The organism is Cupriavidus sp. JZ107, assembly GCF_053903255.1.
In genome coordinates this window covers 1,053,926-1,080,907 of the sequence record NZ_CP096480.1, presented here as the reverse complement: position 1 = coordinate 1,080,907, position 26,982 = coordinate 1,053,926, and the positions used below count along the sequence as shown (strand labels likewise).

Sequence of the window (26,982 nt, the reverse complement as noted above, 5' to 3'; positions counted from 1 at the left end):
GACGACCGGAACCAGTGCATCGGGGCGGAAGTTGCGCCACGAGCTAACAACATAGATGGTGCGCGACCGTAGCGGAATTCGACACTGGCGAACCGGCACTTCGGCCACGCGAAAGTCTGCCCTCTCCTTTCGCGGATTCGTTATCGGCTCAATTCCAGACTCGTGCTGTTCACGGCGACAAACGCTCTGCCGCTGCGGTCGTAATCCCAGCGCTGAACCCGGCAGCTGACTTGCCCGTCTTCGAATCGATGTTCGATGAGATTGACGGAATTGGGAATGGCGCCGCGCACCCGGTGCGAGACCGCGGTGCCAGCCTGTACCGCCCAGGCGCGACGCGTGGAGTAGGCCGGCAGCGGCGCCACATACGGAAGGTGGATATGGCCGCCGAGCACGATATCCACGCCGGCATCGACCCACGCAGGTACGGCCGCTTCGCGCCCGATCAACAGATTTCGTGTATCCGACGCGACGACCGCTCGCACCGGTTGATGCACGACGACGATGCGCAATTGGTGAGGCTGAGCTTGGCGCAACTGCGCGCACACGCGGTCGACCTGTTCGCGCGAGATTTCCCCATTCTTGTGTCGTGACGGCCTGGTGGTGTTCACGCCGATTGCAAGCACACCGTCATTGCTGAAGACCGGTTCGAGGTCCATGCCTATCGCGCGCCGGTAGCCTCCATATGGATTCAGGATCCGAGCCGCGACATTGAATAACGGAATATCGTGGTTGCCCGGTATCGCCAAGGTCGGCCGACTCAGTTTCGAGATAAAGGCCCGTGCCGCAGCAAATTGTCCCCTTCTCGCTCGCTGCGTGATATCGCCCGACAGAACCACGACATCCGGCTTCATGCTGTCCGCCAACTCCAGCACGGCTTCGACGACCGGCGTCTGCTCGGTACCGAAGTGCGTGTCGGACAGGTGCAAGACGCGGCTGACTGTCATGAACGGTCCAGGCGGCTTTGGTCTCGTGGGATCAGCAGCTGCAAGCGCTTCGGCGATACCGAAAAGTGCAACGGCGTGCGGGCCCAGTGGATCTCGCCGTCCATCGCGACCTTGATGCGCCGGCGCCCGCGCACGCGCACCGTCAACGTTTCAAAGCTGAAGCTGATGACCCTGGAGGTATCCCCCAGCCGGCCGATTGCGCCCATCAGCAACAATCCATACAGCGCGAGCGTGCCGACCGGCTTTGCGATCATGGCCACCAGTCGGTTGTCTTCCAGATGCGCGACTTCCGGTATGCCGACCTGCTCCAGCTGCAGGCTGTTGTTGCCGACCACCAGCGTCGGCGTTCGCATTACCTGGTGTTCGCCATGGGACAGCAGGTCCAGCGTGAGCTGCGCCGGCGCACGCGCCAGTGTGACCAGCGCCGACAGCAGCGCGACCCAGCGCCGCCGGCCGAGCATCTTCTTGTAGACCTCGCGGTCTTCCAGCAGTTGCGGATACAGCCCTAGACTGGCATTGACCAGGAATGGCCGCCCGTCGAGCAGGCCGACCTGTACCGGTTCGATGCGGGCGTCCAGCAGGCTTGCCAAGGCCTCGTCGGTTTCCCGCGAGATGCCGTAGGTGCGGCCGAAGTAATTGAACGTGCCGCGGGGCAGGATGCCGAAAGGCAGCCCCGTCGGCAACACGGCTGCGGCCACCGCATTCAAGGTGCCGTCGCCGCCCGCGGCGACGACGATGCCGTTGGCCTGTCTGGCGCGCTCGACCGCCATCTCGGCGATCCGTGGCAATTGCCTGGGCCGGTCCACCGTGAAGATGGTATGGGCGCGTCCTGCTTCGCTCAGTCGCTTCTCGATCGCCGCGCGCGTCTCCATCGCGTCGCCACTGCCGGAGCCGCCATTGAAGACAATGAAAAATGGCTCATTACCGGACAGCCTGGCAATCGGTTCGGTGACTGGCGAGATGTCTTCGGTCGGCATGGTCACAAGACTTGAACGGGCGCTATCGCAACGAGAGTCAGGCCTGCTGCATCAAGCGCCTTGTCCACCGAGCCGTGCCGCCTCGATCGCTGCGATGTCGATCTTCTTCATCGTCATCATCGCGTCGAATACGCGCTTGGCCGCCGCGCGATCCGGACCAGTGACCGCGTCAGTCAGGGCACGCGGACTGATTTGCCATGACAATCCCCACCGGTCCCTGCACCACCCGCATTCGATTTCCTGTCCGCCATTGCTGACGATCGCGTTCCACAAGCGATCGGTTTCGGCCTGGTCGTCGGTAGAAATCAGAAACGAGAAGGCCTCGTTGTGTTTGACCTGCGGGCCTCCGTTCAATCCGATGCAAGGAATGCCGATCACCGTGAATTCGACCATCAGGACATCGCCCTCCTTCCCGGACGGATAATCGCCTGGCGCCTTGTGGATGGCGCCGACCGCGCTGTCGGGAAAAGTCTGGGCATAGAAGGTGGCGGCATCGAGCGCGTCGTTGTCGTACCACAAGCAGATCGTGTTCTTGCTGAGCATGTCGTGTCTCCTGAAGCGTCAAGAATCCGTCATCGGACGCCGCGCTCGCGCAGCGGCCGCTGTCCACATTGGTGGGCCGGTCCAGCGGATCGAGCGGATGCCGTTGTTGGGCCCTTGTCGGGCCCTGCCACTGTCGCACACTCTCGCGACAGGAGCGAGGCCAGCGCTCCACCATCACGGCTGCGATCTTCAAGCCGATGCGCGGGACAGCGCCGAGAACACTGGCTGGCTGCCGACCGTCGGGCGTTGCAGCATTCTCGCGTACCAGGCTCGCAGCGCCTCGCACTCGGCCGGCACCGGCAGCTTGACCAGTGCGGCAAAGATCAATCCACCGATCACCGCGATATCCGCCATCGAAAAGGCCTCGCCAGCGACATACGGCTGCCGTTTCAGGACCGAGTCGAAATAGTGCATGCCCCTCACTGCCTTGTCTCGTTGGCGCAAGCCCCATTCCGCGTTTTGATAGATTTCGACACCCGGCCCCAACCCCGGGGTGCCGTGATGGAAATAGACACTGATGGCATCAAGCAATTCCAGTTCGGCGCGCTTGTTCATCATGTGGATGATGCCTTTTTCGCGCGCCGTCCGGCCGGTCAGAGTCGGTTGGCCATCGACTGCGTCAAGATATTCGGTGATGGCCGTACATTCCGCAATGCACGTGCCATCGCCAAGCTCGAGCACCGGCAGTGTGCCCGAGTAATTCCTGGTGGCAATGAACTCCGGCCTTTTGTGCTCGCCCTGGTAAAGATCGACCATCACGAATTCGACGCGCGACTGAAGGTTCTTTTCGGCCAAGGCAATGCGAACGCGCGTTGGATAAGGCCCGGTCGGGAAATCGTAGATCCGCATCGGGGATATCGTTGTGGCGGTGATGCTGTTGGAATGGGAAGTCACGATTGCCGTTCTCCAAAGTGAATGGCGGGTCCGATGGAGCGTGCGTTGGCCTCCAAGGCTATCTACCTAACGATCGTTAGGGTTCGACAATAGAAGGTACAATGCGGCACGTCAAGAACTGGTTGTGGTCCGAGAGGCGCAAACAATGACAAAGCACACGAGCGCGAGCGAGACCCCTGGCTCCTCCTCCGGGTCCAGGGAGCGAATCCTGGCCGCGGCCACTCGCATCGCGCAGGCGCACGGCTACGGCGGCTTGAATTTTCGTGATCTCGCGGAGGCGGTGGGCATCAAGGCCGCCAGCATCTACCACCATTTCGATAGCAAGGCCGATCTTGGTGCGGCCGTAGCGCGGCGTTATTGGCAGGGCACAGCGGACGCTCTTGAAGAACTGCTCGCCAGATCGCCGGATCCCCTATCAAGCCTGCATCGCTATCCCGAGTTGTTTCGCAAGGCGCTCGAAAGCGGCAATCGCATTTGCCTATGCAGCTTCATGGCCGCGGAAACGGATGATCTGCCGGAAGTGGTGAAGGCCGAAGTCAAGGCCTTTCAAGACGTGAATATTGCTTGGCTGAGCAAGGTGTTGTCGGCTGCGGCCGTAGTCGATCCGGCTCAGAGCGGCCAGCGGGCACGCGCGATCTTTGCCGCCATCGCGGGCGCTCAACTCGTTGCAAGAAGCCATGCCGACATTGCTGTGTACGACGCGTTGGTCGACAGTTATCGAAACGCTGGTCTTCTACCGGCATAGCGTCTTTTCTGCTGGCTGAACGAATTCGGGCCGCACCCATTTGCACAGCCCGTTTCATCGCACATCCGGCCCATGGAAGGCCGGCGATACGTGTTCAATATCAGGCGGTGGCTGCCGTGGCCGGGTTGGCGGCGGGCGGTGCGGTTCGCAGCGGCAATACCACCCTCGCCACGAGTCCCTGCCCGCCATCCGCGCGCCCCGTCAGTTCGACGCGGCCGCCCAGGTTCGCTGCAATCGTCTGCACGATGGCGAGTCCGAGTCCACTGCCCTCTTCGTCGGTCGCGCCGCCGCGGTAGAAGCGCTCGAAGACCCGCAGGCGAGCGGCCTCGGGAATGCCCGGGCCGGTGTCGGCCACTTCGATCACGACATTGTCCCCGCCACCGCCACCGCCTTCGTCGCGGCGCACGCTCAGGTCTACCCGCCCTCCCCGGCCGCCATACCGGATGGCATTGTCTGCAAGGTTCTTGATCAGCATGCGCAGATCCGTCTCCGTGGCGGCGAGCCGCACGTCGTCCAGCCGCTCCACGCCCAGGTCGACGCCGCGGTCGATGGCAAGCGGCAACAGGTCGGTCACGACATCGGTGACGACAGCGGCCACCGCCACGTTATCCAGCGCGCGCGGCGTGCCGATTTCCGCGCGAGCCAGTTCGAGCAATCTGGTAATCAGCGTTCCCGTACGCCGGATGCCGCGGCGCAGTTCTTCCAGTTGCTGGTCGATGTTGTCGCGCGGCGCCTGCATCAGGTTCTCGACCTGCAGCTGGAGGGCGGTCAGCGGCGAGCGCAATTCATGCGCGGCGTTCGCGATGAAGCTGCGCTCCGTATTGATCAGCCCGGACAGCCGGACCATCATCCGGTTGACCGATTCCAGGAAGGGGCGCAGTTCCTCCGGCGCGGTGCCGGTATCGACGGGCTCCAGATGATTGAGGTCGGCCTGCGCGACGCGCTCGCCGATCACGCTCAATGGCCGCAGCGCCTGCCTGACGCTGACACGGATCGCCCATACCAGCACCGGCAGCAACACCACGACGGGAATCGCGGCCCACGCCGCCACCCGTCGCGCATTGGCCGCGCGGACCGCTCGCTGCTGGGCAATCTGCATGTAGGCATCGCCGGCCTGCATCGCGAATACGTCCCAAACGAGTCCGCCGGCTTCCACGTCGGAGAAGCCGAGCTGCATCCGCGGCAGCAGCACCCACGGGGCGCTGCTGTGGCCAGGACGGACGCCGTCCTCCGGCCCCCAGGTCTGCACCAGCACAGGCGGGGCCGGCGGGGGCTTGCCGTGGGACGGCGCCGGCATGACCGGTGGTGCAGCGCGGATCGCGGCGGCGGCGTGCCGCAGATCCTCGTTGAACTCGCTGGCGAGCTGACGGACCACGATCCACGCGCCCAGCGCACCCAGAAGTCCGACAAGGAGCGCCAGGCCGCCGAGCGACAGGCTCAGACGGCGGTGCAGCGATCCGAGGGCAGCGGTCTTGGCCATGTCCGACTCCAGTCCGGTTCACGACCGCAGTGTGGGCGATCGGCTTCCCCATGCCAATCGGGTAGGCCCCGCCCCGAGGTTGAGTCCGGACTTTGCGCATGGCACGATACCGCGATGCCCGCCGCCGCCCCCGACACCACGCTACGAGACCTGGCCCGCCTGCGCCGCGTCCGCGACCGCATCGACCGCGACTACGCCAAGCCGCTCGACGTCGAGGCACTCGCCCGGAGCGTCCACATGTCGGCCGGCCATCTGAGCCGCCAGTTCCGACTGGCGTACGGCGAATCCGTCTACTCCTACCTGATGACCCGGCGCATCGAGCGCGCGATGGCGCTGCTGCGCCGCGGCGACCTGAGCGTGACCGAGGTCTGCTTCGAGGTCGGATGCGCGTCGCTGGGCACGTTCAGCACGCGGTTCAGCGAACTGGTCGGCGTCTCCCCGAGCGTTTACCGGCGCAACTGCGCCGGCGAGGCCGAGGGGATTCCGGCCTGCGTCGCCAGGCAGGTCACGCGACCGATCAGGAATCGAGAAGCGCCGGAAAAAGAGCCCGTCTAGACTGGCTCACATGGCTTCGAGCCCACGCCGCGACGGCGCGGCCGACGCCTGTCCTCAAACACCATGGAGCCTGATCTTGGACATCACCATCCACTCGACCTTCCTGCCCCACACCGACCCGGAGGTCTCGCTGGCCTTCTATCGCGACGCCCTGGACTTCGAGGTGCGCAAGGATGTCGCCTTCGGCGGCCATCGCTGGATCACCGTCGGCCCGAAGGGCAGGCCCGACACCTCCATCGTGCTGTACCCGCCCAATGCCACGCCGGGCGTCACCGACGACGAGAAGCGCACCATCGCCGAGATGATGGCCAAGGGAACCTTCGCAATGCTGCTGCTCGGTGCCAGGGACCTGGATGCCGTGTTCCAGCGCCTTCAGGAGCGCGACGCGGAGATCGTTCAGGAGCCGACCGACCAGCCTTACGGCGTGCGCGATTTCGGCGTGCGCGATCCGGCCGGCAACATGATCCGGATCCAGCAGTTGAAGTGAGGTCGAACGGGCGGCGCGCATTGGATCGATTGATGGCTCGCCGCCATCCCCGTACCCTGCCCTTCCCTTGGCGAACCCCTGCTGCGATGCCTGACGTTTTTACCAACGACTACGCGTCAAGATTGCATCGCCTCACCGTATCCTCCGCACTCCAAAGCAGCTCCCGGATGTAGCACGGCGCACGTTTGCCGGGGATTGGTGCCGCCTTGGCGTCCAGCCGTCGCGCCAGCCGCCTTCTGCCGCCTCTCCTGCCGCATTGGCGCAGCCCTTGCGTGGCCGCCCAAGGTGCTCCGCTTCTGTCGGGGCCTGATGGCGACACACGGAGGACCGACATGCTGGCACCCGAGCCCAAACCGATCACCCGCTCCCCGCGGAACGAGCCTCGCCCCGTGCCCTCGCGGCTGCCGGTACGTCTTCGCATCAATGGCGCCGATTACACGCTGCACGTCGAGCCCTGGGTCACGCTGCTGGACCTGTTGCGCGAGCAGCTGGACCTGACCGGCACCAAGAAGGGCTGCGACCATGGCCAGTGCGGCGCCTGCACGATTCTTGCGGACGGCCGCCGGATCAATGCCTGCCTGGCGCTGGCGGTCGCCTACGACCAGGCCGACATCACGACCGTCGAAGGACTCGCTCGGCTTGCCGGCGACGGGCATGCGCTGCATCCGCTGCAGCAGGCCTTCATCGAATGCGATGCCTTCCAGTGCGGCTATTGCACGCCAGGACAACTGTGCTCGGCGGCTGGCTTGATGAACGAAACCCCGCCGCGCAACGTGCCGGAGATTCGCGAGCGGATGAGCGGCAATCTGTGCCGCTGCGGCGCGTATCCGCAGATCGTCGAGGCGGTGTCCCGGGTCGTGCTGAACGGCCGCGCACGGGACGAAGGCGCACGCCAAACGGAAAACGCAGACGAAACCGCCGCGATTCCTGCCGGCGCAACGCCGTCATCGGCAACACCGGAGCAGACGCCATGAACCCGTTCCGCTATGAACGCGCCGACACCATGCCGGTGGCGCTTGCACTGATCCATGAGGCCGCCGAGCGCGCATCGGGCAATGCGTCCGCACGCTGCCTGGCGGGCGGCACCAATCTGGTCGATCTGATGAAGGTCGACGTGATGCGCCCCGTCACGCTGGTCGACCTGGGCCTGCTGCCGCTGGCCGAGATCGAGGAACAGCCCGACGGCAGCCTGCATCTTGGCGCGATGGCGCGCAACGCGGACACCGCCGAGCATCCGCTGGTGCGCGAGCGCTATCCGCTGCTGCGCGCCGCGATCCTGGCCGGAGCCTCGCCGCAGATCCGCAATATGGCGACCAACGGCGGCAATCTGCTGCAGCGCACGCGCTGCTACTACTTCTACGATGCCGGCGTGCCGTGCAACAAGCGCGCGCCGGGCACCGGTTGTCCGGCCGCGACCGGGCTGGCCCGCCAGCACGCGATCCTCGGCGCCACCGAGCATTGCATTGCGACCCACCCATCGGATATGTGCGTGGCGCTGGCGGCGTTGGACGCGACGGTCCATGTCGAATCGGTCAGCGGCACGCGCGAGATTCCGTTCGGCGAATTCCATCGCCTGCCGGGCGATCGGCCGGACATCGATACCACGCTGGCGCCCGACGAGATCATCACGCATCTGTCGCTGCCGCCGGCCGAGGCCTTCGCCGCTCACAGCTGCTATCTGAAGGTCCGCGAGCGGGCCTCGTACGCCTTTGCGCTGGTGTCGGTGGCGGCGGCTCTCGATCTGGAGGCCGACGGCCGCATCCGCGCCGCCCGGCTCGCACTGGGCGGCGTCGCCCACAAGCCCTGGCGCGACACCGAGGCCGAGGGCCTGCTGGTCGGCAAGCCGGCGGACGCCGAGGCGTTCGCCGAGGCGGCCCGTTTCGTGCTGCGCGACGCGCGCGCCTGGGGCGGTCCGGCGCTGCCGGAAAGCTGGCCGGACAGCCCGCGCAACGGCGGCACCAACCATGCCCCGAATAACGGCCCAAACAACGGCCCAAATAACGGCCCAAATAACGGCTTCAAGATTCCACTGGCCGAGCGCGCGATCGTGCGCGCGCTGGAAATGGCGGCGGCCGGCATCCTGACCAACACCGGTCAGGACGCCTATCGCGAGGAGACACTGGCATGACCAAGACCGTGCTCGAACCGATCGACGAGAATCAGCAGCCGGTGGCGCTGCCCGGCTCCGGGCAGTCGGGGATCGGCACGCCGACGCCCCGCATCGACGGCGTTGCCAAGGTGACCGGCCACGCGCGCTACGCGGCCGAGCATCCCGCGCCGGATCTCGCCTACGGCGTGGTGGTCAACAGCACCGTTGCGCGCGGCCGCATCGTTTCGATCGATGCAAGCCAGGCGTTGGCGGTGCCCGGGGTCATCGACGTGATCACGCACGAGAACCGTCCCAAGGTCCGCTCGCTGCGGCTGTTCTACAAGGACATGACGGCCCCGGCCGGCTCGCCGTTCCGGCCGCTGTACGACGACGAGATTCACTACAGCGGCCAGCCGGTCGCGCTGGTGGTGGCGGAGACCTTCGAACTGGCGCGCTACGCCGCGATGCTGGTCCAGGTTGAGTACGAGGCCACACCGCACGAAACGAACTTGCTGGCCAACTTGCAGCACAGCCACGAGCCTTCCTCGCTGAAGGCCGGCTATTCGCCAACACCGAAGCCGAAAGGCGACGCCGATGCGGCCTTCGACGCCGCGCCGGTCAAGATCGATGCCGAGTACTACGCCGGCGTCGAGCACCACAACCCGATGGAGATGCACGCCAGCACGGTGATCCGCGACAGCCGCGGCCATCTGCTGATCCACGACAAGACCCAGGGCTCGCAGAACTGCCGGTGGATGGTGTCGCGCGTCTTCGGCCTGCCCAAGCGCAAGGTGGTGGTGCGCAACCAGTTCGTCGGCGGCGCCTTCGGCTCGGGCCTGCGGCCGCAGTACCCGCTGCTGATGGCGGTAATGGGCGCGCTGAAGCTGCAACGCTCGATGCGCGTGGTGCTGACCCGCCAGCAGATGTTCACCTTCGGTCATCGTCCGGAAACCTGGCAGCGCGTTCGGCTGGCCGCGGACACCGAGGGCCGGCTGAAGGCCGTGATCCACGAGGTCGCCGCGGAAACGTCGCGCCATGAGGACTACGTCGAGGTCGTCGCGAACTGGTCGGGACAGCTCTACGCCAGCGAAAACGTTCGCCTCGAATATCGGCTGGTCGATCTGGACCACTACACACCGATGGACATGCGCGCGCCGGGCGCGGCCCACGGCGTGCATGCGCTGGAAGTGGCGATGGACGAGCTGTCGTACGCGGTCGGCATCGACCCGCTGGCGCTGCGGCTCGCCAACTACGCCGAGCGCGACGGCAACAAGGGCCTGCCCTTCTCGACCAAGTCGCTGCGCGAATGCTATGACGAGGGCGCCCGGCGCTTCGGCTGGCACAAGCGCCCGCTGCAGCCGCGCTCGATGCGGGACGGCCACGAACTGGTCGGCTGGGGCATGGCCACGGGGACCTGGGACGCGATGCAGATGGCCGCGCGCGCCAGTGCGACGCTGCATGCGGACGGCATGCTCGAAGTCGCCAGCGCGGCCAGCGACATCGGCACCGGCACCTATACCGCGATGACGCAGATCGCGGCTTCCGCGATGGGCCTGCCGCTGGAACGGGTCGTGTTCCGCCTCGGCGATTCGGAATTGCCATTCGCGCCGATCGAGGGCGGCTCCTCGCATGTGGCGACCGTCGGCTCGGCCGTCGACGGTGCCTGCGAACGCCTGCGACGCCAGCTGTGGCGCCTGGCCCGAGGACTGCGCGGCAGCGCCTTCCACGGCTGCGGCTTCGAACAGGTGGCATTCCGCGACGGCATGATCTGCCTGCGCGCCGATCCCGCCGTCGCGATGCCGCTGACCGAACTGCTGTCGGCCAACGGCAAGGACAAGCTGGGCGTGCGCTATCTGCTGGTGCCCAATCTTGCGGAACAGAAGAAGACCGTCCGAGCGGTCCATTCGGCGGTGTTCTGCGAGGTACGCGTCGACGAGGCGCTGGGGCTGGTGCGCGTGATGCGCGTGGTCAGCGCGGTGGCGGCCGGCCGCATCGTCAATCCGCTGACGGCCCGCAGCCAGGTCATCGGCGGCGTGGTCTGGGGCATCAGCCAGGCGCTACACGAGGAAACGCATGCCGACCATGCGCTGGGCCGCTTCATGAACCATGACATCGCCGAGTACCACGTCGCGGCCAACGCCGACATCCGCGATATCGATGTCGTCTTCATCGAAGAGGACGACCGCATCGTCAGCCGCATCGGCGCCAAGGGCGTGGGCGAGATCGGCATCGTCGGCGTCGCGGCCGCGATCAGCAACGCGATCTTCCATGCGACCGGCAGGCGGCTGCGAACGACGCCGATGACGCCGGACAAGGTGATGGCGCGCTGACACCCCTCTGGCTCGAACGAGTCGCCGCGCATATGCACGCGCCGCATATGCGCATGACAATTTGCAGCTTCGCTCCCGTTCCGCCCGTCCCTACAATGGGCCGGCATCTGGGCCGGTGCAGCCGCGCCGCCCTGAACAAGATCGAGAACCAACGGGAGAATTCGATGCGAGTCGCAAGCCGAGTCCGGATACTGGCCGCCCTTCTGCTGGCGGCCGGCGCCATGCAGTCCGTCAGTGCCGCGGACCCTGACAAGAAGGAAATCCGCTTCGGTGCGACCGCCGGCCCCTATGCCGACCAGATCCGCTACGGCATCAAGCCGATCCTGGAAGGCCGAGGCTACAAGGTGACCATCGTCGAATTCAGTGACTACGTGCAGCCAAACCTGGCGCTGGCGGACGGTGCGCTCGATGCCAATGCCTTCCAGCACTCGGTCTATCTGAAGACCTTTTCGGCCGACCGCAAGTTGCAGCTGTCCGAGGTAATCCACGTGCCGACGGCACCGATCGGCATCTACAGCCGCAAGCACAAGGCGCTGAGCGGCGTGAAGCCTGGCGCGACCGTCTCGCTGCCCAACGACCCGACCAATCTGGCGCGCGCCATCGCGATCCTGCAGCAGATCGGCTGGATCACGCTGAAGCCCGGTACGGACGCGGTCCGTGCATCGGAGCGGGACATCGCCGGCAATCCGCACAAGCTCAAGCTGGTGCAGCTCGAAGCGGCGCAACTGCCCCGCTCGCTCGACGATGTCGACTATGCCTTCGTCAACGGCAACTTCGCGCTGGCCTCCGGGCTGAAGCTGACCTCGGCACTGGCGCTGGAAAAGATCCCCGACTACTACATGAATCTCGTGGCCGTCAAAACGAGCGATCTGAACAAGCCCTTCGTTGCCGATATCCGGGATGCCTACCGCTCCGCCTCGTTCAAGGCCGTGACGCAGCAGCGTTTTGCCGGCTTCGTGGTGCCGGCATACCAGAAGTAGCGCATCGTCACAGCCGCCCCGCGCTCGCGGGGCGGCGTCCCGACAGCAGCGGCCGGATCGCGATGGCCATCAGCGCCAGCCAGATCATTGCCAGCGCGATCACGGTATTGGCCGATACCGGCTGCCGGTAGACGAACGTCGCCACGACGAACTGCGTGGTCGGCAGGATGAATTGCAGCAGGCCGCTGATCGACAGCGACAGGTGGTTGGCCGCATAGGAAAACAACATCAGCGGAACCGCCGACACCAGCCCGGCCATGGCCAGCGCGGCCAGATGCGGCTTCGACATATCCGCCGGCAGGGCAAGCGTCATGTCCGAGAACATCAGTGCCAGGCCGCAGCCTATCGACAGGAACACCGTCTCCATCAGCAGGCCGCTGACCGCGTCCAGCGGCGTGAATTTCTTCAGGCAGGCATAGCCGCCCCAGCTGATCGCGGCGGTCAGGTATAGCCAGTGCTGCAGTTCGCCGCTGCGCCACAACAGCAGTGCGATCGCGGCCGCGATGACCAGCAGCGCGCCGCCGACGAGCTTGTCCACCTTCTCGCGAAACACGATGATCCCGGCCGCGATCGAGATGCACGGCGCCGTCAGATAGCCGAGCCCCGTCTCGACGACGTAGCCGTGGATCGAACTCCAGATGAAGACGCTCCAGTTGACCACCACCAGGCACGATGCGGCGACATGCAGCGCCAGAACGCGCGGCGCCAGCTTGCCGCGCAGGGCCCGCAGCCGCCCCGTCAGCCACAGGATGGCCAGCAACGTCGCCAGCGAAATGAAGATGCGATAGCCGACCAGCGTCGTCGGTGCAATGCTCGCCAGCAGCCGCCAGTACAGCGACGACGCGCCGAACACGACGTTGGCGGACACGCCGGCCGCTGCGGCGGCCATGCCGTTCGGGATTGCGAAACGCGATACGGTCATCGGTTGAGCCTCGTCCATGCAGTTGCCTTACCGAAACTGTATGAGCGACTGTCCATCGCGTAAAATGAATTATCCCGAACGGATCATTCGGAGAAATCGATATGCTGGAGTTGTCGGACCTGAAGACCTTCGCCGCCGTCGTGCAGGCCGGCGGTATCAACAAGGCCGCGGAATCCCTGCATCGTGCGCAATCGAGCATCACCGTCCGCATCCAGCAGCTGGAAGACAAGCTCGGCGTGACGCTGTTCCATCGCGACGGACGCAAGCTGGCGCTGTCGCCGGCGGGCAAGGTGCTGATGGACTATGCGGAACGGCTGCTCGATCTGGCCGACGAAGCGGCCGAGGCCACCCGCAACGACAGGCCCAGCGGCACGCTGCGGCTCGGCGCGATGGAGAGCACGGCGGCGGTTCGCCTGCCTGCGCCGCTGGGCCTGTTCCACGAGATGTATCCGGACGTCGCGCTGGAACTGTCGTCGGGCGATCCGGCCGAGCTGGCGCAACTGGTCATCGATGACCGGCTCGATGCGGCGCTGACCACCGACCCGGTCTCCGACAAGCGCTTGAACGCGATGCCGATCTACGAGGAAGAACTGGTCATCGTGGCCGGCGCCGGCCATCCGCCGATCGCCTCGCCCAAGGACATCCCCTCGAAGACGATCCTGGCCTTTCCGCGGGGCTGTCCGCATCGCCGCTGCCTCGAGGACTGGTTCGCCCGCTCGCGGACGCGGCCGCGGCGCGTCGTCGAAGTCGGCTCCTATCACCTGATCCTGGGCTGCGTGGCGGTCGGCATGGGCGTTGCGCTGGTACCGCGCAGCATCGTCGGCATCTACAGCGAGCGAGCCCGGCTGAGCCTGCATCCGCTGCCCGCCAAATCAGGCCGCATGGTGACCCGGCTGATCTGGCGCAAGGATGCGGCCGAGGCCAATATCCTGGCGCTCTCCCGGACACTGCTCAAGGGCAGGAGCAAGCCGCCGGCCAGCCCAGCCTAGTCGCGCGGCGGGAGCGGCGAACCCGATCGACTGAGCAGGTGTTCAATCCGGGGCGATTTCAGGGCTCGAGGGCCGGATGCTTGAGCGCGTGCGCCGTCTCGACCAGGTGGAAGCGGAAGTTGCGCTCGTCGGGATCGAGGCCCAGCTCGCCATGGCGGTAGGCGATGGCCAGTGCCTGGATCGATTCCGGATGATCGCGCTCCGCGGCAGCTTCGTACCAGGCCACGGCCTTGGCGTCGTCGCGCGCTACCCCGCTGCCCTCGCGATAGGCGTTTGCCAGCATGAACATCGCCTGCGCCACTCCGCCCTCGGCCGCCACCGTGAACCAGCGCGCCGCTTCCCCGGGGTTCGGCTCGGCGCCGTAACCGCCGCGATGGAGCAGGCCGAGGTAGTAGGCCGCGCCGACATGGCCCGCCTCTGCCGCGGCGCGCAGATGCCGCCAGGCCGCCGGATGGTCGGGCTTGCCGTTTATCGCCGCGCCGCCGTCGCGGCCAGCACCGCCAAGGAACGCGGCCTTGCCGAGCACGAAATTGGCACGCGCGTCGCCCGTCGCCGCCGCGCGCTGCAGCCACTGGCGTGCCTGCTCTTGCTCGGCGGCATCGGGCCGCGACCCCAGCGCTTCGCCCAGCGCGGTCTGCGCGGCGGTCTCGCCGCGCTCGGCCGCGGCACGCAGCGCGGCCAGCGCGTCAACGTCGCCGGCCGCCGTGGCCAAGGTCTGCCATTGCGCCAGCTGCATCCGGCGCGCGTCGTCGTGGTGCGCGGCATGGTGGCGCCAAAGCGCCGCACCGGCGACGCATGCAGCGGCCAGCAATACCGCCATCGTGCCGATGACCGGCAACGGACGCAGCCGGCGCCACGCGAAGCGCTTGCCGCCGCCCCGCCACTCAGCTGTCGAGATCGATCGCATATTTCGCCAGGTTCTTGCCGGAGCCGTCGTCGGCGCTCTCCAGCGTGATGTTGGTGAGACCGGCGGCCTGCGCCTGCGGCAGCTGCCCCGGCGCGGAACTGAACACCACCTTGCCCGCGGTCGCGACCTTGGTGAAACGCCAGCTGCGTGCCGAGCCGTTGGCGGCACGGGTGATGGTGCCGATCTTCTTGATGTAGGCAATCAGCACGTCGCGGTTCGCATCGGGCGAGGCGTAGACGGTCTTGCTGCCGTCCAGCCCCGGGAAGTTGCCGCCGCCGCTGGCGCGGTAGTTGTTGGTGGCGACGATGAACTGCTGGCTGGCGGTCACCGGCGCCCCGAGGTAGCTGAGATTGCGGATGCGGCTGCCGACCGGCTGCGTTACGTCGATCTCGTAGCTCAGGTCCGCGCTGGTGAACATATCGAAGTTGTAGCCCGGAAAGCTGCTGATCAGCTTCTGCTCGGTGGTGGCCGTGGTGCTGATCTGGTTGAAGCGGCGCGCCGCGGTCTCGAGCCAGGCCTTCAACTCGTCGCCGTTGACCTTCACCGCGTAGACCGTGTTCGGATACAGGTAGAGATCGGCGGCGTTGTTGATGGCCAGGTTGCCGGCCTGCACGTCGGTGTAGTCGCTGCCCCCGCCGAAACCGCTCTTGAACGGCGCCGACACCGACAGCACCGGCAGCGATGCCAGCTCCGGCAGGTTGGCGGCGATGTAGTCCTTGACGTAGGCCGCCTGGGCCTGATTGACGATCTGGATCGCGCCCGGATCCCCAACGTCAGCAAAGTAGCTGTTCATCCGGTAGTCGGTGGTGCCGATCGGCGTCTTCACGTAGGCGATGGTGGCCTGGTGCTCGGCCTCGATCGCGGCGGCGACCTCGGGGTCGGCCTCGACATAGCTCTTGTCGGCCTTCTGGATCGAGCGCGCCTGCACCGTGGTCGCGTTCTTGTCGACCGTCCAGCGCGTGCCGTCATGGGCCAGTTCGAGCTTGATCACGCCCAGGTGCTTGCCCCAGTAGTTCGCCATTACCGTCGGCACGCCGTTGACCAGCCCCTTGGCCTTGTCGACGCCCGGCAGGTTGAATTGCGCCACGGTGCTGTTGGCGTCGGGGAAGATCTGGTGCGAATGCCCGATCAGCATCGCATCGACGCCGGGCACCTTGGACAGATGCCAGCTCGCGTTCTCCATGTTGGGCGAATACGTCGACGCATCGAGGCCGCCATGCGAGATCACCACCACCAGGTCGGCGCCCTTGGCGCGCATTTCCGGGATGTATTGCTCGGCGGCTTCCCTGGCGCCGACCGTGTAGACCTTGCCGTCGAGCCAGCGCTTGTCCCAGGTCATGATCGCCGGCGGCGCGAAGCCGATGATGCCGACCTTGACGGGCACCGTCACGGCCTTGCCGTCGGGCGCGGTGGCGCTCAACTGCCGCGTGATGATCGTGTAGGGCTGGAACAGCGGCGCCTTCGACTTGACGCTGTAGACGTTGGCCAGCACCTGCGGAAACGTCGGGCCGGCGCAAGCGGTCTGCGCCGCCGGCTCGGGCAGCCCGTCGACGTTGAAGCGGTTGCCGGTGACCTGGTTCAGGAACGGCAAGCCGTAGTTGAACTCGTGATTGCCGATGCCGCCGCCATCGAACCTGGCTGCGTTCATCACCTTGTACATCGCCAGCGTATCGCCGCACGACAGCGGGCTGACCTGCGCCTGGTAATCGGCCAGTGCGGTGCCCTGGATCGTGTCGCCGTTGTCCAGCAGCATCGTGTTGGGGAATTCGGCGCGCGCCTGCTTGATCAGCGTCGAGACGCGCTCGAAGCCCATGGTCTGGTCTTCGGCCAGCTTGAAATAGTCGTAGCTGCGCACGTTGCTGTGCAGATCGGCGGTCTCCAGCAAGGCCAGCGTGGCCCGGGTGCCCGGCGCGACCGCGGCCGGCGGCGGCGTGCCCGGACCGGGATTGCCCGCGCCGTCGTCATCGGAACCGCAGGCAGCCAGCACGGCAACCGTCGCCAGGGCCGCCAGCCTGGTCAACCTGGATTGGAGTGAGGACACGGGTCTGCTCCTTTGCTGGGGGAGAAGCCGAAGATTGTCGCGGCGGACTATGGCGGCGGCATGGCAGAAATGTGGCAACGGGCGGACGGCGGACGATGCGCACGCCCTCCTTGCGGCTGGCCCCGATGCTGCCTTGACAGATTTCGTTTAACTCTGTTATTAATAATGATTACTATTTGCATCATCCTGTTTTCATCACCTCCCTTTTTCATTCCGCCCTCCGTTGCGCCTTGCCCACTTCCGACCCGCCGGAGCGGCAGTCGAGCGGAACCCCCTGCTGGAACATGTCTACGCCGGTCTGCCTGACACCCACGAGCATCGAGTCGCTGTATTGCGACCACCATCTATGGCTCAAGGGCTGGCTGCACCGGCGCCTGGGCAGTGCCGAGCAGGCCGGCGACCTGGCGCACGACACCTTCGTGCGGCTGCTGAACAGCGACCGCGTACCGAGCCGGCTGGACGAGCCCCGCGCCTACCTGACCACCGTCGCGCAGCGCCTGGTGTCCAACCACTGGCGGCGCGAGAAGCTCGAACGCGCCTATCTGGAAGCCCTGGCGCAGGCGCCAAGCCGCGCCGAACTGTCGCCGGAGGAACGGGCGATCCTGCTCGAGACCCTGTTCGAGCTCGATTGCCTGCTCGACGGCCTGCCGCGGATCGTCAAGGAGGCCTTCCTGCTGTCCCAGCTCGACGGGCAGACACACGGCCAGGTCGCGCAGGCGCTGGGCATCTCCATCCCGACGGTCAAGCGCTATGTCGTCAAGGCGCTGCAGCGATGCTTCTTCGCCGACCTGTCGTTCGTCGGATAACGACCGCATCAACCCGGATATCGCCGCCTTGGCCTCCACCTGGTACCAGACCACCGCCGACGCGGCCAATATCCCGGCCGACGTGGCCGAGCGCGCGCTGGAATGGCTGCTCGAACTGCAGCGCGACGACGTGGCGCCCGAGGTCGTGGAGGCCTGGCAGCGCTGGCGCGCCGCGCATCCCGATCACGAGCGGGCCTGGCAGCGGATCGAATCGGTCAAGGACCGGCTGCGGCCGCTGTCCTCGCCGGTGACCGCCGAACTCGCGCGGGCCGCGCTCGCCCCGCCGGGATCCCCGGGATCGACCAGGCGCCGGCGCGCGATCAAGGTGCTGGCGCTGTCGCTGTTCGCCGGTGGACTGGCCTGGAGCGCGCGTGACCAAACACCGTGGCGCCAATGGGCCGCGGACCATCGCACCGCGGTCGGGGAACGGCGCCTGGTGGTGCTGCCGGACGGCACGCAGCTGTGGTTGAACACCGCCAGCGCGGTCGATATCGAATTCGATGCGGTCCAACGGCGCGTCAGGCTGCTGGCCGGTGAAATCCTGGTCGCCACGGCGAAGGACGATGCATCGCCATCCCGGCCCTTCCTCGTCGAAACCGCGCAGGGCACGGCGCGGGCGCTCGGCACGCGCTATGTCGTGCGCCAGCGCGGCGACGATACCGACGTCAGCGTCTTCGAGGGCAAGGTCGAAATCCGCCCCAATGGCAGAGGCAATGATGGCCGCTCGATCGTGCTGCCGGCCGGCTATCGCGCCAGCTACACCGCGGGCGGCATCACGTCCCCTGCCCCGGCCGAGACCGCCGGCGCGTCGTGGGCCGAAGGGTTCATCGTCGCCCGCAGCATGCGGCTGGACGATTTCCTGGTGGAACTGGGCCGCTACAGCAACGACGCATTGTCGTGCGACCCGGCGCTGGCGGGCCTGCGCGTGTCCGGCTCGTTCCCGGTCGACGACATCGGCAAGGTGTTGAGCGCGTTGGGCACGACGCTGGATGTGCGCACCGAAGTGGTGACACGGCTGTGGGGAAGACGCGAGATCCGGCTGACCCCCAAGCCTGCCGCATAGCGACCCGATGCCGACGATGCCCGAAAACCCACCACGTCATTCCCGCGAAAGCGGGAATCCAGCGTCCTGGCAAGCCACTGGGTCCCCGCCTTCGCGGGGACGACGCAGGATTGCCGGCCAACCCATTACCGGAGATCTGAAAAAAAAATTTGCCGCGAGCTGATCCGTTTTGGTTTTTCGCGGGTCATGGAGGTGAGCACTCCAACTTCTCCTCCTTTAGAAAGGTCAGATCATGGCTTCCCTCCGGGTCCACGTCACGGCGCCGACGCGCCAGCCCACTCACCGATTCCGGCGCAAGCTGCTGGCCCGCGCGGCGCGGCAGATCGCCTTCGGCGCCGCCGTTGCCGCGCCGGCGCTGTCCCTCCCGGCCATCGCCCATGCACAGCCGGCCGCGGCCAGCCGCAGCTATGACATCCCGGCCGGCACGCTCGAATACGCGCTCAGCCGCTTCGGCCGCGAGGCCGGCATCATGCTGTCGTTCAAGCCGGAACTGACCGCCGGCCGCAGCAGCGGCGGCCTGAAGGGCGACTACACGGTCCGCCGCGGGCTGGACACGCTGCTGGCCAGTTCGGATCTGGTGGCGGTCGAGCAGGCAAACGGCACCTACGTCGTCACTGGCGCGCCGCGGTCTGCGCAGGCCGGCGACGGCGTCGCGATGCTGCCGACGGCCACCGTGGTCGCCTCCGCCAACGACGGCGGGCTGCCCGCGCCCTATGCGGGCGGCCAGGTCGCGCGCGGGGGCGGCCTCGGCGTATTGGGCACGGCCGACGTGATGGACGTGCCGTTCAGCACCACCAACTACACGGCCGAGATGCTGCAGGACACGCAAGCCCGCACGCTGGCCGACGTGGTCGTCGGCGAGGCCTCGGTGCGCACGCTGACCTCGAGCGGCGGCTTCGGCGAGGACTTCCAGATCCGCGGCTACACCGTGTCAAGCGGCGACGTTGGCTTGAATGGCCTCTATGGCATGGCCTCCGCGAGCCGGATGCCGGCGCTGATGATGGAGCGCGTCGAGGTGCTCAAGGGCCCGGGCACGCTGATGTACGGCATCGGCCCGAACGGCAGCATCGGCGGCGCGATCAACGTGGTCACCAAGCGTGCCGGCGACGAGCCGCTGACCCGCCTGACCGGCACCTTCCAGAGCAAGTCGCAGCTCGGCGTGCAGGCGGACATCGGCCGCCGCTTCGGCGACAACAAGGAATGGGGCGTGCGCTTCAACGGCGCCTACCAGAACGGCAAGACAACGCTCGACGATGGCCGCGCCGAACAGACGGTCGGCGCGATCGGGCTGGACTATCGCGGCCGCAAGCTGCGCTGGTCGCTGGACGCCTACAGCCAGCACGAGGGCATCGACAATTTCCGGCCGCAGATCGGTTTCCTGGCCGGGGTGACGTCCATTCCGGACGCGCCCTCAGGCCATCGCAATTTCTACCCCGGCACCAGGCTGAACCTGCACGACACGGCCGTGATGAGCCGGGTCGAGTACGACCTCGCGCCTAACCTGATGGTATGGGGCGCGGCGGGCTATCACGAGGGATCGACGTATCAGGACTTCCCGTCGGGACGAGTCGATGCCCTGGGCAATTTCACCGTCAACAACGCCTGGTACGACGCGTACAGCAAGACACGCACGGCCGAGGTCGGCGCGCGCGCAAGCTTTGCAACCTGGAACGTCGGCCATACCGTTACGTTCAGCGCGACGCGGCTCGATCAGGAGGCCGGCAACTTCTATCGGGCGAATCCGCTCAGCGACGGCGTGCCGTCCAGCATCTACAACCCCGTGCCGATTCCGCCGGTGCGCGGCACCCGTGACGAACCGCAGCGCGCCTCCGAAACCGAACTGACCAGCTTCTCGCTGACCGATACGCTGTCCTTCGCCGACGATCGCGTGCTGATCACCGGCGGCCTGCGCCACCAGCGCGTGGCGCTGGAAAATTTCACGGCTGGCGTTCAGTCTGGCAAGTACGACGACAGCGCGGTCTCGCCGCTCGCCGGCATCGTGATCAAGCCGCTGTCCAACGTGTCGGTCTACGGCAACTACACCGCGGGCCTGACGCGCGGCGGCGTCGCGCCGGCCGGCACCGAGAACGCGGGCGAGGTCTTCGCGCCGTACAAGTCCCGGCAGTACGAGGCCGGCGTCAAGGTCGACTGGAGCCGCCGCGTCACCACCACCTTCTCGGTGTTCCAGATCGAACGCCCGAGCGCCGTCACCGATCCCGCCACCAACATCTACAGCTTCGACGGCGAACAGCGCAACCGCGGCCTGGAACTGTCGGCCTACGGCGAAGTGATGCGCGGCCTGCGGCTGATGGCCAGCGCGACCTTCTTCGACGCCAAGCTGACCCGTACCGCGGGCGGCGTCAACGACGGCAAGGACGCCAACAACGTGCCCAAGCGCACCTTCAACCTGGGCGTCGACTGGGATACGCCGTGGGTGCAGGGCCTGAGCCTGTCCGGCCGCGTGCTGCATACCTCGTCGATGTACTTCAACGCGGCCAATACGCTGAGCCTGCCCAGCTATACCCGCTACGATATCGGCGCCCGCTACCGGACCCGCATCGGCAGCACGCCGGTGGTGCTGCGCGCCAATGTGCTGAACCTGTTCAACGACAACTACTGGCTGGCCAGCGGGACCTATGTCACCGTGGCCGCCCCTCGCACGCTGATGCTATCGGCGCAATTCGACTTCTAACGGCTATCCAAGGACTATCCAAGGACGATTCCATGAAACCTACCGCATCGCTTGCCTTCGCGCTGATGGCCTTCGCCACCGCGGCGCAGTCGCACCAGATCTGGATCGAACAGGCGCCGGGCCAGAACGCCAGCGTCCGCTTCGGCGAATTTGCCGAAAACCTGCGCGAGGTCTCGCCAGGCACGCTGGACAAGCTCGGTGTGCCGAGCGCCGCGCTGCTGTCGTCCAAGGAAGAGCGGGCCGCCGATGGCGTCAAGACCGGCGACGGCTATGCCCTGCCCTTCCGGGCCAAGGCCGGCGACGCGATCGTCGCCCAGGCGCCCCACTACCCGCTGTATCCGTTCAAGCGCGGCGACCAGCAACTGACCGGCTGGTATTTCCCCGCCGCGCGGCTGGTGACCGAGCTGGCGCCACAGGCGCCGAAGCTGGTGCTGGACGTGGTGCCGGCGGGCAAGGCCGGCGAGCTGCAGGTCTTTTTCCGCGGCAAGCCGCTGCCCAAGGCCAAGGTCGCGCTGGTCACGCAGTCGGGATGGGCCAAGGAAAAGCAGACCGACGAGCAGGGCAAGGTCGCCTTCGACATGCCGTGGCAAGGGGTCTATGTCGCCGAGGTCAGCCACCAGGACGAAACCCCGGGCGAGCGCCAGGGCCAGGGCGGGCCCGAGCGATACCATCGCGTCGACTATGTCAGCACGCTGACCTACGTCAAACCCGACGGCCTGCCCGCCGTGCCCGCCATTCCCGCACCGACCAAGAAGGCCAACCACTAAATGCAAGCCGCCGTGCCCCGAGCCCTGAAGATCGGCTCGCTCGTTTCGCGCATCGTCGCCGCGGTGCTGGGCGGCTATGCGCTGGCGGCGCTGGCCAGCGTCGCCCCGCTGGCGCTGCCGATCAGCAAGCCGCAGGCCGTGCTGACCGGCATGCTGGCCAGTTTCGCCATCTACGCGGGCGCCGTGATCTGGGTGTTCGCGGTACGCAGCGCGGGGCGCGCGTGGGCCGGCCTGCTGGTGGCGGCCGCCCCGTTGCTGCTGGCCGCCTGGTATGCCGGCGCCGTAGGGAGTGCATCGTGACGTCTACCGCGAAGGCCCCCAACAACAAAGCCGCCCAGGGCCGCGGTATCCGCCAGACCATGTCCGACCTGCATACCTGGGCCGGACTGCTGGTCGGTTGGATTCTGTACGCGATGTTCCTGACCGGGACGGTCAGCTATTTCAAGGACGAGATCTCGCAGTGGATGCGGCCGGAACTGGCCCATCAGCTCGAGGTGCCCGATCCCGCGGTGGTGGCCCAGCGCGTTGCCAACACGCTGGGGACCGTGGCCGCCGGCAGCCCGCTGTGGGGCATGGAGATGCCCACGGACCGGCACAACGTCGTCAGCGCGTTCTGGCGCACCCAGGGTGCACCGGGCGGCAAGCGCGCCTTCGACAGCGGCACCTTCGATCCGGCCACCGGCCAGAAGGTCGCGGCGCGCGATACCAACGGCGGCGAGTTCTTCTATCGCTTCCACTTCCAGTTCCACTACATGCCGGTGCTGTGGGGGCGCTGGCTCGCGGGCTTCTGCGCGATGTTCATGCTGGTGGCGATCGTCAGCGGCGTAATCACCCACAAGAAGATCTTCGTCGACTTCTTTACCTTCCGCTGGGGCAAGGGCCAGCGCTCCTGGCTCGATGCGCATAACGCGCTGTCGGTGTTCGGCCTGCCCTTCCACCTGATGATCACCTATACCGGCCTGGTGACGCTGATGGCGATGTATATGCCGTGGGGCCAGCAGGCGGCATTCAAGACGCCGGCCGAGCGGCAGCAGCTGACCGCGCAATTGAATGCGTCCCCGCCGCCCGTCAAGCCCAGCGGCGTGCCGGCCCAGCTCGCCCCGATCGACGACATGGTGCGCCAGGCACAGGCACGCTGGGGCCAGCACAACATCAGCCGCGTAACGATCGCCCATGCCGGCGATGCCTCGGCCCGCGTCACCGTGTTGCGCGGCGAGGCCGCGCGCGTGTCGATGAGCCCGCAGTACCTGGTGTTCAACGGGACCACCGGCAAGCTGCTCGAGGCGCGCGACAGCGTCGGCCCGGCGGCCGAGGTGCGCGGCGTCATGTATGCGCTGCACCTGGGGCGATTCAGCGATCTTCAACTGCGCTGGCTCTACTTCATCGTCAGCCTGGCCGGCACGGCGATGATCGGCACCGGTCTGGTGATGTGGACCGTCAAGCGTCGCCAGAAGCTGCCGAATCCGGAGCGGCCGTATTTCGGCTTCTGGCTGGTCGAGCGGCTCAATATCGCGGCGATCGCCGGCCTGTCGATCGCGATGACGGCGATGCTGTGGGGCAATCGCCTGCTGCCGGCCGAGCTCGCAGCCCGAGCCGCATCGGAGATCCATCTGTTCTTCATCGCGTGGGCGGCGACGCTGCTGTACGCGCTGCTGCGTCCGGCAAGGAAGGCCTGGATCGAACTGCTGTGGCTGGGCGCCCTGCTGCTCGCGCTGCTGCCCGTGCTCAACGCGCTGACGACCGACCGGGGGCTGTGGCGCAGCCTGGCCGACGGCGACTGGGTGTTTGCCGGCTTCGATCTGATGATCTGGGCCTTCGCCGCCCTGCACGCGATGCTGGCGGTGCGCACCGCGCGCCATCGGCCGCAGGCCAGGCCCGCCCCAAGGACGCGCGCGGGGTCCGTCACCGCCACGGCCACCGCCACGCTGTCGGAGGACGGCGCATGATGGACCTGCTCGCCTTCCTGTTGTGCCTGGCCGCCTTCGGCGCGCTGGCGCTCGCGATGGAGCGCCATCAGCAAGCGATCTTTGCCGCTTCGTTGCCACGGTCGCGCACGCGGCTGCTGCGCGCGGCCGGCTGGCTGGGACTGCTGCTCGCGTTGTGGATGCTGGTCGCGCACCGCGGCTGGGCGCTCGGTCTGGTCCATTACAGCGGGCAGACCAGCGTTGCCGCGGGACTCGTCTATGGCGCGTTGATCTGGCGTGAGCGGCGGCACGCGGCTCGCCGGTAACGCGGTCTCGATCGCTGCGGCGTAAAAACCCCCGCGCCCTCGCACTGTTTCAGCGCTGATACGAATAAAACCGCGCGAGTATCAGACCTGCACAGAATTCATTTGCGTCCCCCGTTGCTGTCGCCTCAGATAAGACGTCCCTGTCCTTCCATCGTGTGAGGCATCGGGGGTGCCGCGCGGCAACACGCGGCACTGCCCCACCCGGATCGCACGGACCGCCTGCTCGCCCGGCCTGATCGGGCGGTCCTCGATCGACGCAGTCCGCCAGGGCACGACGCATGGCCAGCAGCGAAGTCATCCGGTACGCGGTGGAATTGGGGCACAGCCTGCGGCGCACGCTCGGCCCGGCGGCTCCCTCCGCGAATCTGGATGCGCTGCAGGCCGCCGCACAGCAGCTGGACCAGTTCGCGCAGCAGGCGCCGTCGGCGGCCGCCTGGACCGCGGCGGTCGATGCATGGACCGCCGCGCGCAACAGGCTCGCGGCCCATCTGAACCGGTATCTGCTCGAAGGCTTGCCCGATATCCCGGGCCTGCAGGACCTAGTGCGCGCGCTGAACTGGGACAGCCCCCACGGCCTCAATGGCGAACTGCCGCTCGGCCCGCTGAAGCTGGCGCTGTCCTCGTCCGCGCTGGTACTGCAGCCCAGGCTGCCGGACAACTCCACGTTGCCGCCGTTCGCCGCCGGACCCCGGCAACCGTCCGGCATTGCGGTCTCGCTGCCCTCGCCGTTCGGCGGCGGCCTGCCCGGCGGCGGCGCGATCGTGCGGCTGCCTTCGGCGACCGGGTTCGGCGGCGCGCTGAACGTTCCGCTCGGACCCGTGTCGGTCAGCGCGTCGGCCGTGCTAGAGCGCATGCCCGACGGCGTGCCATCGTTTCTGGCGCTGATGGGCGTGTCGTTCGTCCCGCCGATCCAGCTGTCGTTCGGCTTCTCGCTGGACCGCGTCGGCGGCCTGGTCGGCGTGCACCGTCGCGCCGATACCGATGCGCTGGCGCTGGCCGTGCGGTCCGGCGCGGCGGCCGACACGCTGCTGGCCACGCGCCCGCCGGCGAACCCCAGCCTTGCGATCGAGGCGCTGCAACGCTTCTTTCCCGCGTTCCGCGGCAGCCATCTGGTCGCGCCGACCTTGCGGCTCGCGTGGCTATCGGCCGGCGCGGGCAGCTTCCTGTCGCTCGATCTCGGCCTGGTGGCCGAGGTCCCGAGCGGCAAGGTCGTGCTGCTCGGCGTCGCGCGTGCCGGCATCCCCGGCGTGCCAGGGTTGGTGCAGTTGAGGCTGGACCTGCTGGGCATCGTCGATCCGGCGCAGGCGCTGATATCGCTCGACGCCAGCCTGGTCGACAGCCACGTGCTCGGCGTCTTTTCGGTGTACGGCGATGCCGCGCTGCGGCTGCACTGGGGCAGCCAGGCGTATGCGGTGGTGTCGATCGGTGGCTTCTATCCGGGCTTCAACCCCGAGCCGGCGCAGTTGCCGGCCTTGCGCCGCGTCGGGCTGTCGATGCAAACGCTGGGCGGGCCGCTGTCCATCCGCGCCGAAGGCTATCTGGCGTTCACGACCAACACGATCCAGCTGGGCGGGCGGTTCGATATCACGTTCTCGATGGGGCTGACCGCGCATGGCTTCCTGCAGATCGACGCGCTGGTGCAGTTCCGCCCGTTCGCCTTCGTCGCCAATGCGTCCGCGGGATTCGACGTGCGCGCCGGCGGCTTCAGCTTCGGCGGCGTGCGGCTCGACGGCACCGTGTCCGGTCCCGGCCCGCTGGTGATCCGCGGCCGGCTGACCATCGAGACCTTCCTGTTCGACGTCTCCTGGGACGAGACCTTCTCGCTGGGCAGCGGCCCGGCCGACATGGCCGCGAGCCCAGGCGAGCTGCTGACGATCCTGCAGCAGGAGATCGTCCGTGCCGGCAATGTGCGGGCCGCGTCGATCGACGATCCCGCGGTGGTGCTGGCCCCGCGCCCCACGCGCCCGGGCATCGCCGCGGTGCCGCCGACCGGCGCGCTGCAATGGTCGCAACGGCGCGCGCCGCTGGGCCTGCCGATCGACCGCGTGGACGGCCTGCCGCTGCCCGCACGCGGGGGCGCGCGTGTGTTGACGCCTGGCGAGCCGGTCCTCGAACGCTTCGCGCCGGGCCACTACTGCAACCTGAACGAGGCCGAGCAGCTGAACCGTCCGCCGTTCGACGTGCTCGATGCCGGCGTGGTGGTGAGCGGCGGCCCGCCCCACGACAGCGCGGCGCAGAATGACGACCGGAAAGTCGACCTGGTCGTGATCCTGCCCGGGCTCGAGGACGAATGGATCGCCCAGCGCACCGACCTCAGGGCGATCGCGCATCTGGTCGCGGCCAGCCATCGTCCCCCCGCGCTCGGCAACACGGCGCAGCTGATCCACGCGGCCCGCGAAGTGTGGACCACGGTGCCGCCGACGGAATTCGCGAGCTACACCAGCGCCACTGCCGCGCATGCCTTTGCCCGCCACAACAGTACCGGGGGCGCGGTGCCGATGGCCGACCTGCTGTCGCCGGTCGACCTGTCCGGAGTCTGAG

24 protein-coding genes are annotated in these 26,982 nt (G+C 67.2%); 16 read left to right on the top strand and 8 right to left on the bottom strand.

All coding sequences use genetic code 11. The annotated features are described in order from the left end of the window. Positions 1-140 precede the first annotated feature (140 nt). The 4 genes from M1D55_RS04570 to M1D55_RS04555 all read right to left on the bottom strand — a co-directional run bounded on the left by M1D55_RS04570 (position 141) and on the right by M1D55_RS04555 (position 3,313). Positions 141-944 (bottom strand): metallophosphoesterase family protein, encoded by an 804-nt coding sequence (locus M1D55_RS04570; protein WP_456281263.1) that lies wholly within the window; start codon positions 942-944, stop codon positions 141-143. Continuing rightward, positions 941-1,921, bottom strand: coding sequence for a diacylglycerol/lipid kinase family protein (locus tag M1D55_RS04565; RefSeq protein WP_006575695.1), 981 nt, complete (start codon positions 1,919-1,921; stop codon positions 941-943). The genes M1D55_RS04570 and M1D55_RS04565 overlap by 4 nt, the downstream gene beginning before the upstream one ends. A gap of 51 nt (positions 1,922-1,972) precedes the next feature. After that, on the bottom strand, positions 1,973-2,464 hold the full coding sequence (locus M1D55_RS04560) for a VOC family protein (protein WP_456281262.1): 492 nt from the start codon (positions 2,462-2,464) through the stop codon (positions 1,973-1,975). Positions 2,465-2,653: 189 nt separating this feature from the next. Beyond that, positions 2,654-3,313, bottom strand: a complete 660-nt coding sequence (locus M1D55_RS04555) for a glutathione S-transferase (protein ID WP_456281261.1) — start codon at positions 3,311-3,313, stop codon at positions 2,654-2,656. A gap of 190 nt (positions 3,314-3,503) precedes the next feature. On the opposite strand from M1D55_RS04555, the gene M1D55_RS04550 reads away from it, so the two are divergent. After that, positions 3,504-4,103 (top strand): TetR/AcrR family transcriptional regulator, encoded by a 600-nt coding sequence (locus M1D55_RS04550; protein ID WP_456281260.1) that lies wholly within the window; start codon positions 3,504-3,506, stop codon positions 4,101-4,103. Positions 4,104-4,203: 100 nt separating this feature from the next. Here M1D55_RS04550 and M1D55_RS04545 read toward each other — a convergent pair whose 3' ends face one another. Continuing rightward, positions 4,204-5,583: a sensor histidine kinase gene (locus tag M1D55_RS04545; RefSeq protein ID WP_456281259.1), complete on the bottom strand. Its 1,380-nt coding sequence runs from the start codon at positions 5,581-5,583 to the stop codon at positions 4,204-4,206. 114 nt (positions 5,584-5,697) lie between these two features. On the opposite strand from M1D55_RS04545, the gene M1D55_RS04540 reads away from it, so the two are divergent. The 6 genes from M1D55_RS04540 to M1D55_RS04515 all read left to right on the top strand — a co-directional run bounded on the left by M1D55_RS04540 (position 5,698) and on the right by M1D55_RS04515 (position 12,024). Further along, complete coding sequence (locus tag M1D55_RS04540) at positions 5,698-6,138, top strand: helix-turn-helix transcriptional regulator (protein WP_456281258.1); 441 nt, start codon at positions 5,698-5,700, stop codon at positions 6,136-6,138. Between the two features lie 76 nt (positions 6,139-6,214). Then, positions 6,215-6,625 (top strand): VOC family protein, encoded by a 411-nt coding sequence (locus M1D55_RS04535; RefSeq protein ID WP_064575331.1) that lies wholly within the window; start codon positions 6,215-6,217, stop codon positions 6,623-6,625. Between the two features lie 332 nt (positions 6,626-6,957). Next, positions 6,958-7,599 (top strand): (2Fe-2S)-binding protein, encoded by a 642-nt coding sequence (locus M1D55_RS04530; RefSeq protein WP_456281257.1) that lies wholly within the window; start codon positions 6,958-6,960, stop codon positions 7,597-7,599. Beyond that, complete coding sequence (locus M1D55_RS04525; RefSeq protein ID WP_456281256.1) at positions 7,596-8,753, top strand: FAD binding domain-containing protein; 1,158 nt, start codon at positions 7,596-7,598, stop codon at positions 8,751-8,753. The genes M1D55_RS04530 and M1D55_RS04525 overlap by 4 nt, the downstream gene beginning before the upstream one ends. Beyond that, positions 8,750-11,044 (top strand): xanthine dehydrogenase family protein molybdopterin-binding subunit, encoded by a 2,295-nt coding sequence (locus M1D55_RS04520; protein WP_456281255.1) that lies wholly within the window; start codon positions 8,750-8,752, stop codon positions 11,042-11,044. The genes M1D55_RS04525 and M1D55_RS04520 overlap by 4 nt, the downstream gene beginning before the upstream one ends. Before the next feature lie 221 nt (positions 11,045-11,265). Continuing rightward, a complete protein-coding gene (locus tag M1D55_RS04515; RefSeq protein WP_456281254.1) occupies positions 11,266-12,024 on the top strand; it encodes a MetQ/NlpA family ABC transporter substrate-binding protein in 759 nt (252 codons plus the stop codon). 7 nt (positions 12,025-12,031) lie between these two features. Here the strand turns inward: M1D55_RS04515 and M1D55_RS04510 are convergent, their stop codons facing one another. Beyond that, the gene (locus tag M1D55_RS04510) at positions 12,032-12,964 is read right to left on the bottom strand and encodes an EamA family transporter (RefSeq protein WP_456281253.1); all 933 of its coding nucleotides are present in this window, start codon (positions 12,962-12,964) and stop codon (positions 12,032-12,034) included. Positions 12,965-13,047: 83 nt separating this feature from the next. Here M1D55_RS04510 and M1D55_RS04505 point away from each other — a divergent pair, with 83 nt between their 5' ends. Continuing rightward, entirely contained in the window at positions 13,048-13,935 is an 888-nt protein-coding gene (locus M1D55_RS04505) for a LysR substrate-binding domain-containing protein (protein ID WP_456281252.1), read from the top strand. 58 nt (positions 13,936-13,993) lie between these two features. On the opposite strand, the gene M1D55_RS04500 is transcribed toward M1D55_RS04505, so the two are convergent. Beyond that, positions 13,994-14,842: a tetratricopeptide repeat protein gene (locus M1D55_RS04500; protein WP_456281251.1), complete on the bottom strand. Its 849-nt coding sequence runs from the start codon at positions 14,840-14,842 to the stop codon at positions 13,994-13,996. Then, positions 14,820-16,883: a bifunctional 2',3'-cyclic-nucleotide 2'-phosphodiesterase/3'-nucleotidase gene (locus M1D55_RS04495; RefSeq protein WP_456281250.1), complete on the bottom strand. Its 2,064-nt coding sequence runs from the start codon at positions 16,881-16,883 to the stop codon at positions 14,820-14,822. Before M1D55_RS04495 ends, M1D55_RS04500 begins: the two co-directional genes overlap by 23 nt. 284 nt (positions 16,884-17,167) lie before the next feature. On the opposite strand from M1D55_RS04495, the gene M1D55_RS04490 reads away from it, so the two are divergent. The 8 genes from M1D55_RS04490 to M1D55_RS04455 all read left to right on the top strand — a co-directional run bounded on the left by M1D55_RS04490 (position 17,168) and on the right by M1D55_RS04455 (position 26,981). Beyond that, positions 17,168-17,689 (top strand): sigma-70 family RNA polymerase sigma factor, encoded by a 522-nt coding sequence (locus tag M1D55_RS04490; RefSeq protein ID WP_064575343.1) that lies wholly within the window; start codon positions 17,168-17,170, stop codon positions 17,687-17,689. Positions 17,690-17,717: 28 nt separating this feature from the next. Beyond that, the gene (locus tag M1D55_RS04485) at positions 17,718-18,752 is read left to right on the top strand and encodes a FecR domain-containing protein (RefSeq protein ID WP_456281249.1); all 1,035 of its coding nucleotides are present in this window, start codon (positions 17,718-17,720) and stop codon (positions 18,750-18,752) included. 232 nt (positions 18,753-18,984) lie between these two features. Next, positions 18,985-21,444, top strand: a complete 2,460-nt coding sequence (locus M1D55_RS04480) for a TonB-dependent siderophore receptor (RefSeq protein ID WP_456281248.1) — start codon at positions 18,985-18,987, stop codon at positions 21,442-21,444. A 32-nt stretch (positions 21,445-21,476) separates the two neighbouring features. After that, on the top strand, positions 21,477-22,211 hold the full coding sequence (locus tag M1D55_RS04475) for a DUF4198 domain-containing protein (protein ID WP_006578878.1): 735 nt from the start codon (positions 21,477-21,479) through the stop codon (positions 22,209-22,211). Next, complete coding sequence (locus tag M1D55_RS04470; protein WP_456281247.1) at positions 22,212-22,511, top strand: DUF3649 domain-containing protein; 300 nt, start codon at positions 22,212-22,214, stop codon at positions 22,509-22,511. Next, a complete protein-coding gene (locus M1D55_RS04465; RefSeq protein ID WP_456281246.1) occupies positions 22,508-24,157 on the top strand; it encodes a PepSY-associated TM helix domain-containing protein in 1,650 nt (549 codons plus the stop codon). The genes M1D55_RS04470 and M1D55_RS04465 overlap by 4 nt, the downstream gene beginning before the upstream one ends. After that, positions 24,154-24,441: a DUF3325 family protein gene (locus M1D55_RS04460; RefSeq protein ID WP_456281245.1), complete on the top strand. Its 288-nt coding sequence runs from the start codon at positions 24,154-24,156 to the stop codon at positions 24,439-24,441. The genes M1D55_RS04465 and M1D55_RS04460 overlap by 4 nt, the downstream gene beginning before the upstream one ends. A gap of 278 nt (positions 24,442-24,719) precedes the next feature. Then, the gene (locus tag M1D55_RS04455) at positions 24,720-26,981 is read left to right on the top strand and encodes a DUF6603 domain-containing protein (protein ID WP_456281244.1); all 2,262 of its coding nucleotides are present in this window, start codon (positions 24,720-24,722) and stop codon (positions 26,979-26,981) included. The last annotated feature ends 1 nt before the right edge of the window (position 26,982 follow it).

Coding starts and splice junctions, on each gene's coding strand:
- M1D55_RS04570 (WP_456281263.1), bottom strand. CDS start 944: ATGACAGTCAGCCGCGTCTTGCACCTGTCCGACACGCACTTCGGTACC.
- M1D55_RS04565 (WP_006575695.1), bottom strand. CDS start 1,921: ATGCCGACCGAAGACATCTCGCCAGTCACCGAACCGATTGCCAGGCTG.
- M1D55_RS04560 (WP_456281262.1), bottom strand. CDS start 2,464: ATGCTCAGCAAGAACACGATCTGCTTGTGGTACGACAACGACGCGCTC.
- M1D55_RS04555 (WP_456281261.1), bottom strand. CDS start 3,313: ATGCGGATCTACGATTTCCCGACCGGGCCTTATCCAACGCGCGTTCGC.
- M1D55_RS04550 (WP_456281260.1), top strand. CDS start 3,504: ATGACAAAGCACACGAGCGCGAGCGAGACCCCTGGCTCCTCCTCCGGG.
- M1D55_RS04545 (WP_456281259.1), bottom strand. CDS start 5,583: ATGGCCAAGACCGCTGCCCTCGGATCGCTGCACCGCCGTCTGAGCCTG.
- M1D55_RS04540 (WP_456281258.1), top strand. CDS start 5,698: ATGCCCGCCGCCGCCCCCGACACCACGCTACGAGACCTGGCCCGCCTG.
- M1D55_RS04530 (WP_456281257.1), top strand. CDS start 6,958: ATGCTGGCACCCGAGCCCAAACCGATCACCCGCTCCCCGCGGAACGAG.
- M1D55_RS04525 (WP_456281256.1), top strand. CDS start 7,596: ATGAACCCGTTCCGCTATGAACGCGCCGACACCATGCCGGTGGCGCTT.
- M1D55_RS04520 (WP_456281255.1), top strand. CDS start 8,750: ATGACCAAGACCGTGCTCGAACCGATCGACGAGAATCAGCAGCCGGTG.
- M1D55_RS04515 (WP_456281254.1), top strand. CDS start 11,266: ATGCAGTCCGTCAGTGCCGCGGACCCTGACAAGAAGGAAATCCGCTTC.
- M1D55_RS04510 (WP_456281253.1), bottom strand. CDS start 12,964: ATGGACGAGGCTCAACCGATGACCGTATCGCGTTTCGCAATCCCGAAC.
- M1D55_RS04505 (WP_456281252.1), top strand. CDS start 13,048: ATGCTGGAGTTGTCGGACCTGAAGACCTTCGCCGCCGTCGTGCAGGCC.
- M1D55_RS04500 (WP_456281251.1), bottom strand. CDS start 14,842: ATGCGATCGATCTCGACAGCTGAGTGGCGGGGCGGCGGCAAGCGCTTC.
- M1D55_RS04490 (WP_064575343.1), top strand. CDS start 17,168: ATGTCTACGCCGGTCTGCCTGACACCCACGAGCATCGAGTCGCTGTAT.
- M1D55_RS04480 (WP_456281248.1), top strand. CDS start 18,985: ATGGCTTCCCTCCGGGTCCACGTCACGGCGCCGACGCGCCAGCCCACT.
- M1D55_RS04475 (WP_006578878.1), top strand. CDS start 21,477: ATGAAACCTACCGCATCGCTTGCCTTCGCGCTGATGGCCTTCGCCACC.
- M1D55_RS04470 (WP_456281247.1), top strand. CDS start 22,212: ATGCAAGCCGCCGTGCCCCGAGCCCTGAAGATCGGCTCGCTCGTTTCG.
- M1D55_RS04460 (WP_456281245.1), top strand. CDS start 24,154: ATGATGGACCTGCTCGCCTTCCTGTTGTGCCTGGCCGCCTTCGGCGCG.
- M1D55_RS04455 (WP_456281244.1), top strand. CDS start 24,720: ATGGCCAGCAGCGAAGTCATCCGGTACGCGGTGGAATTGGGGCACAGC.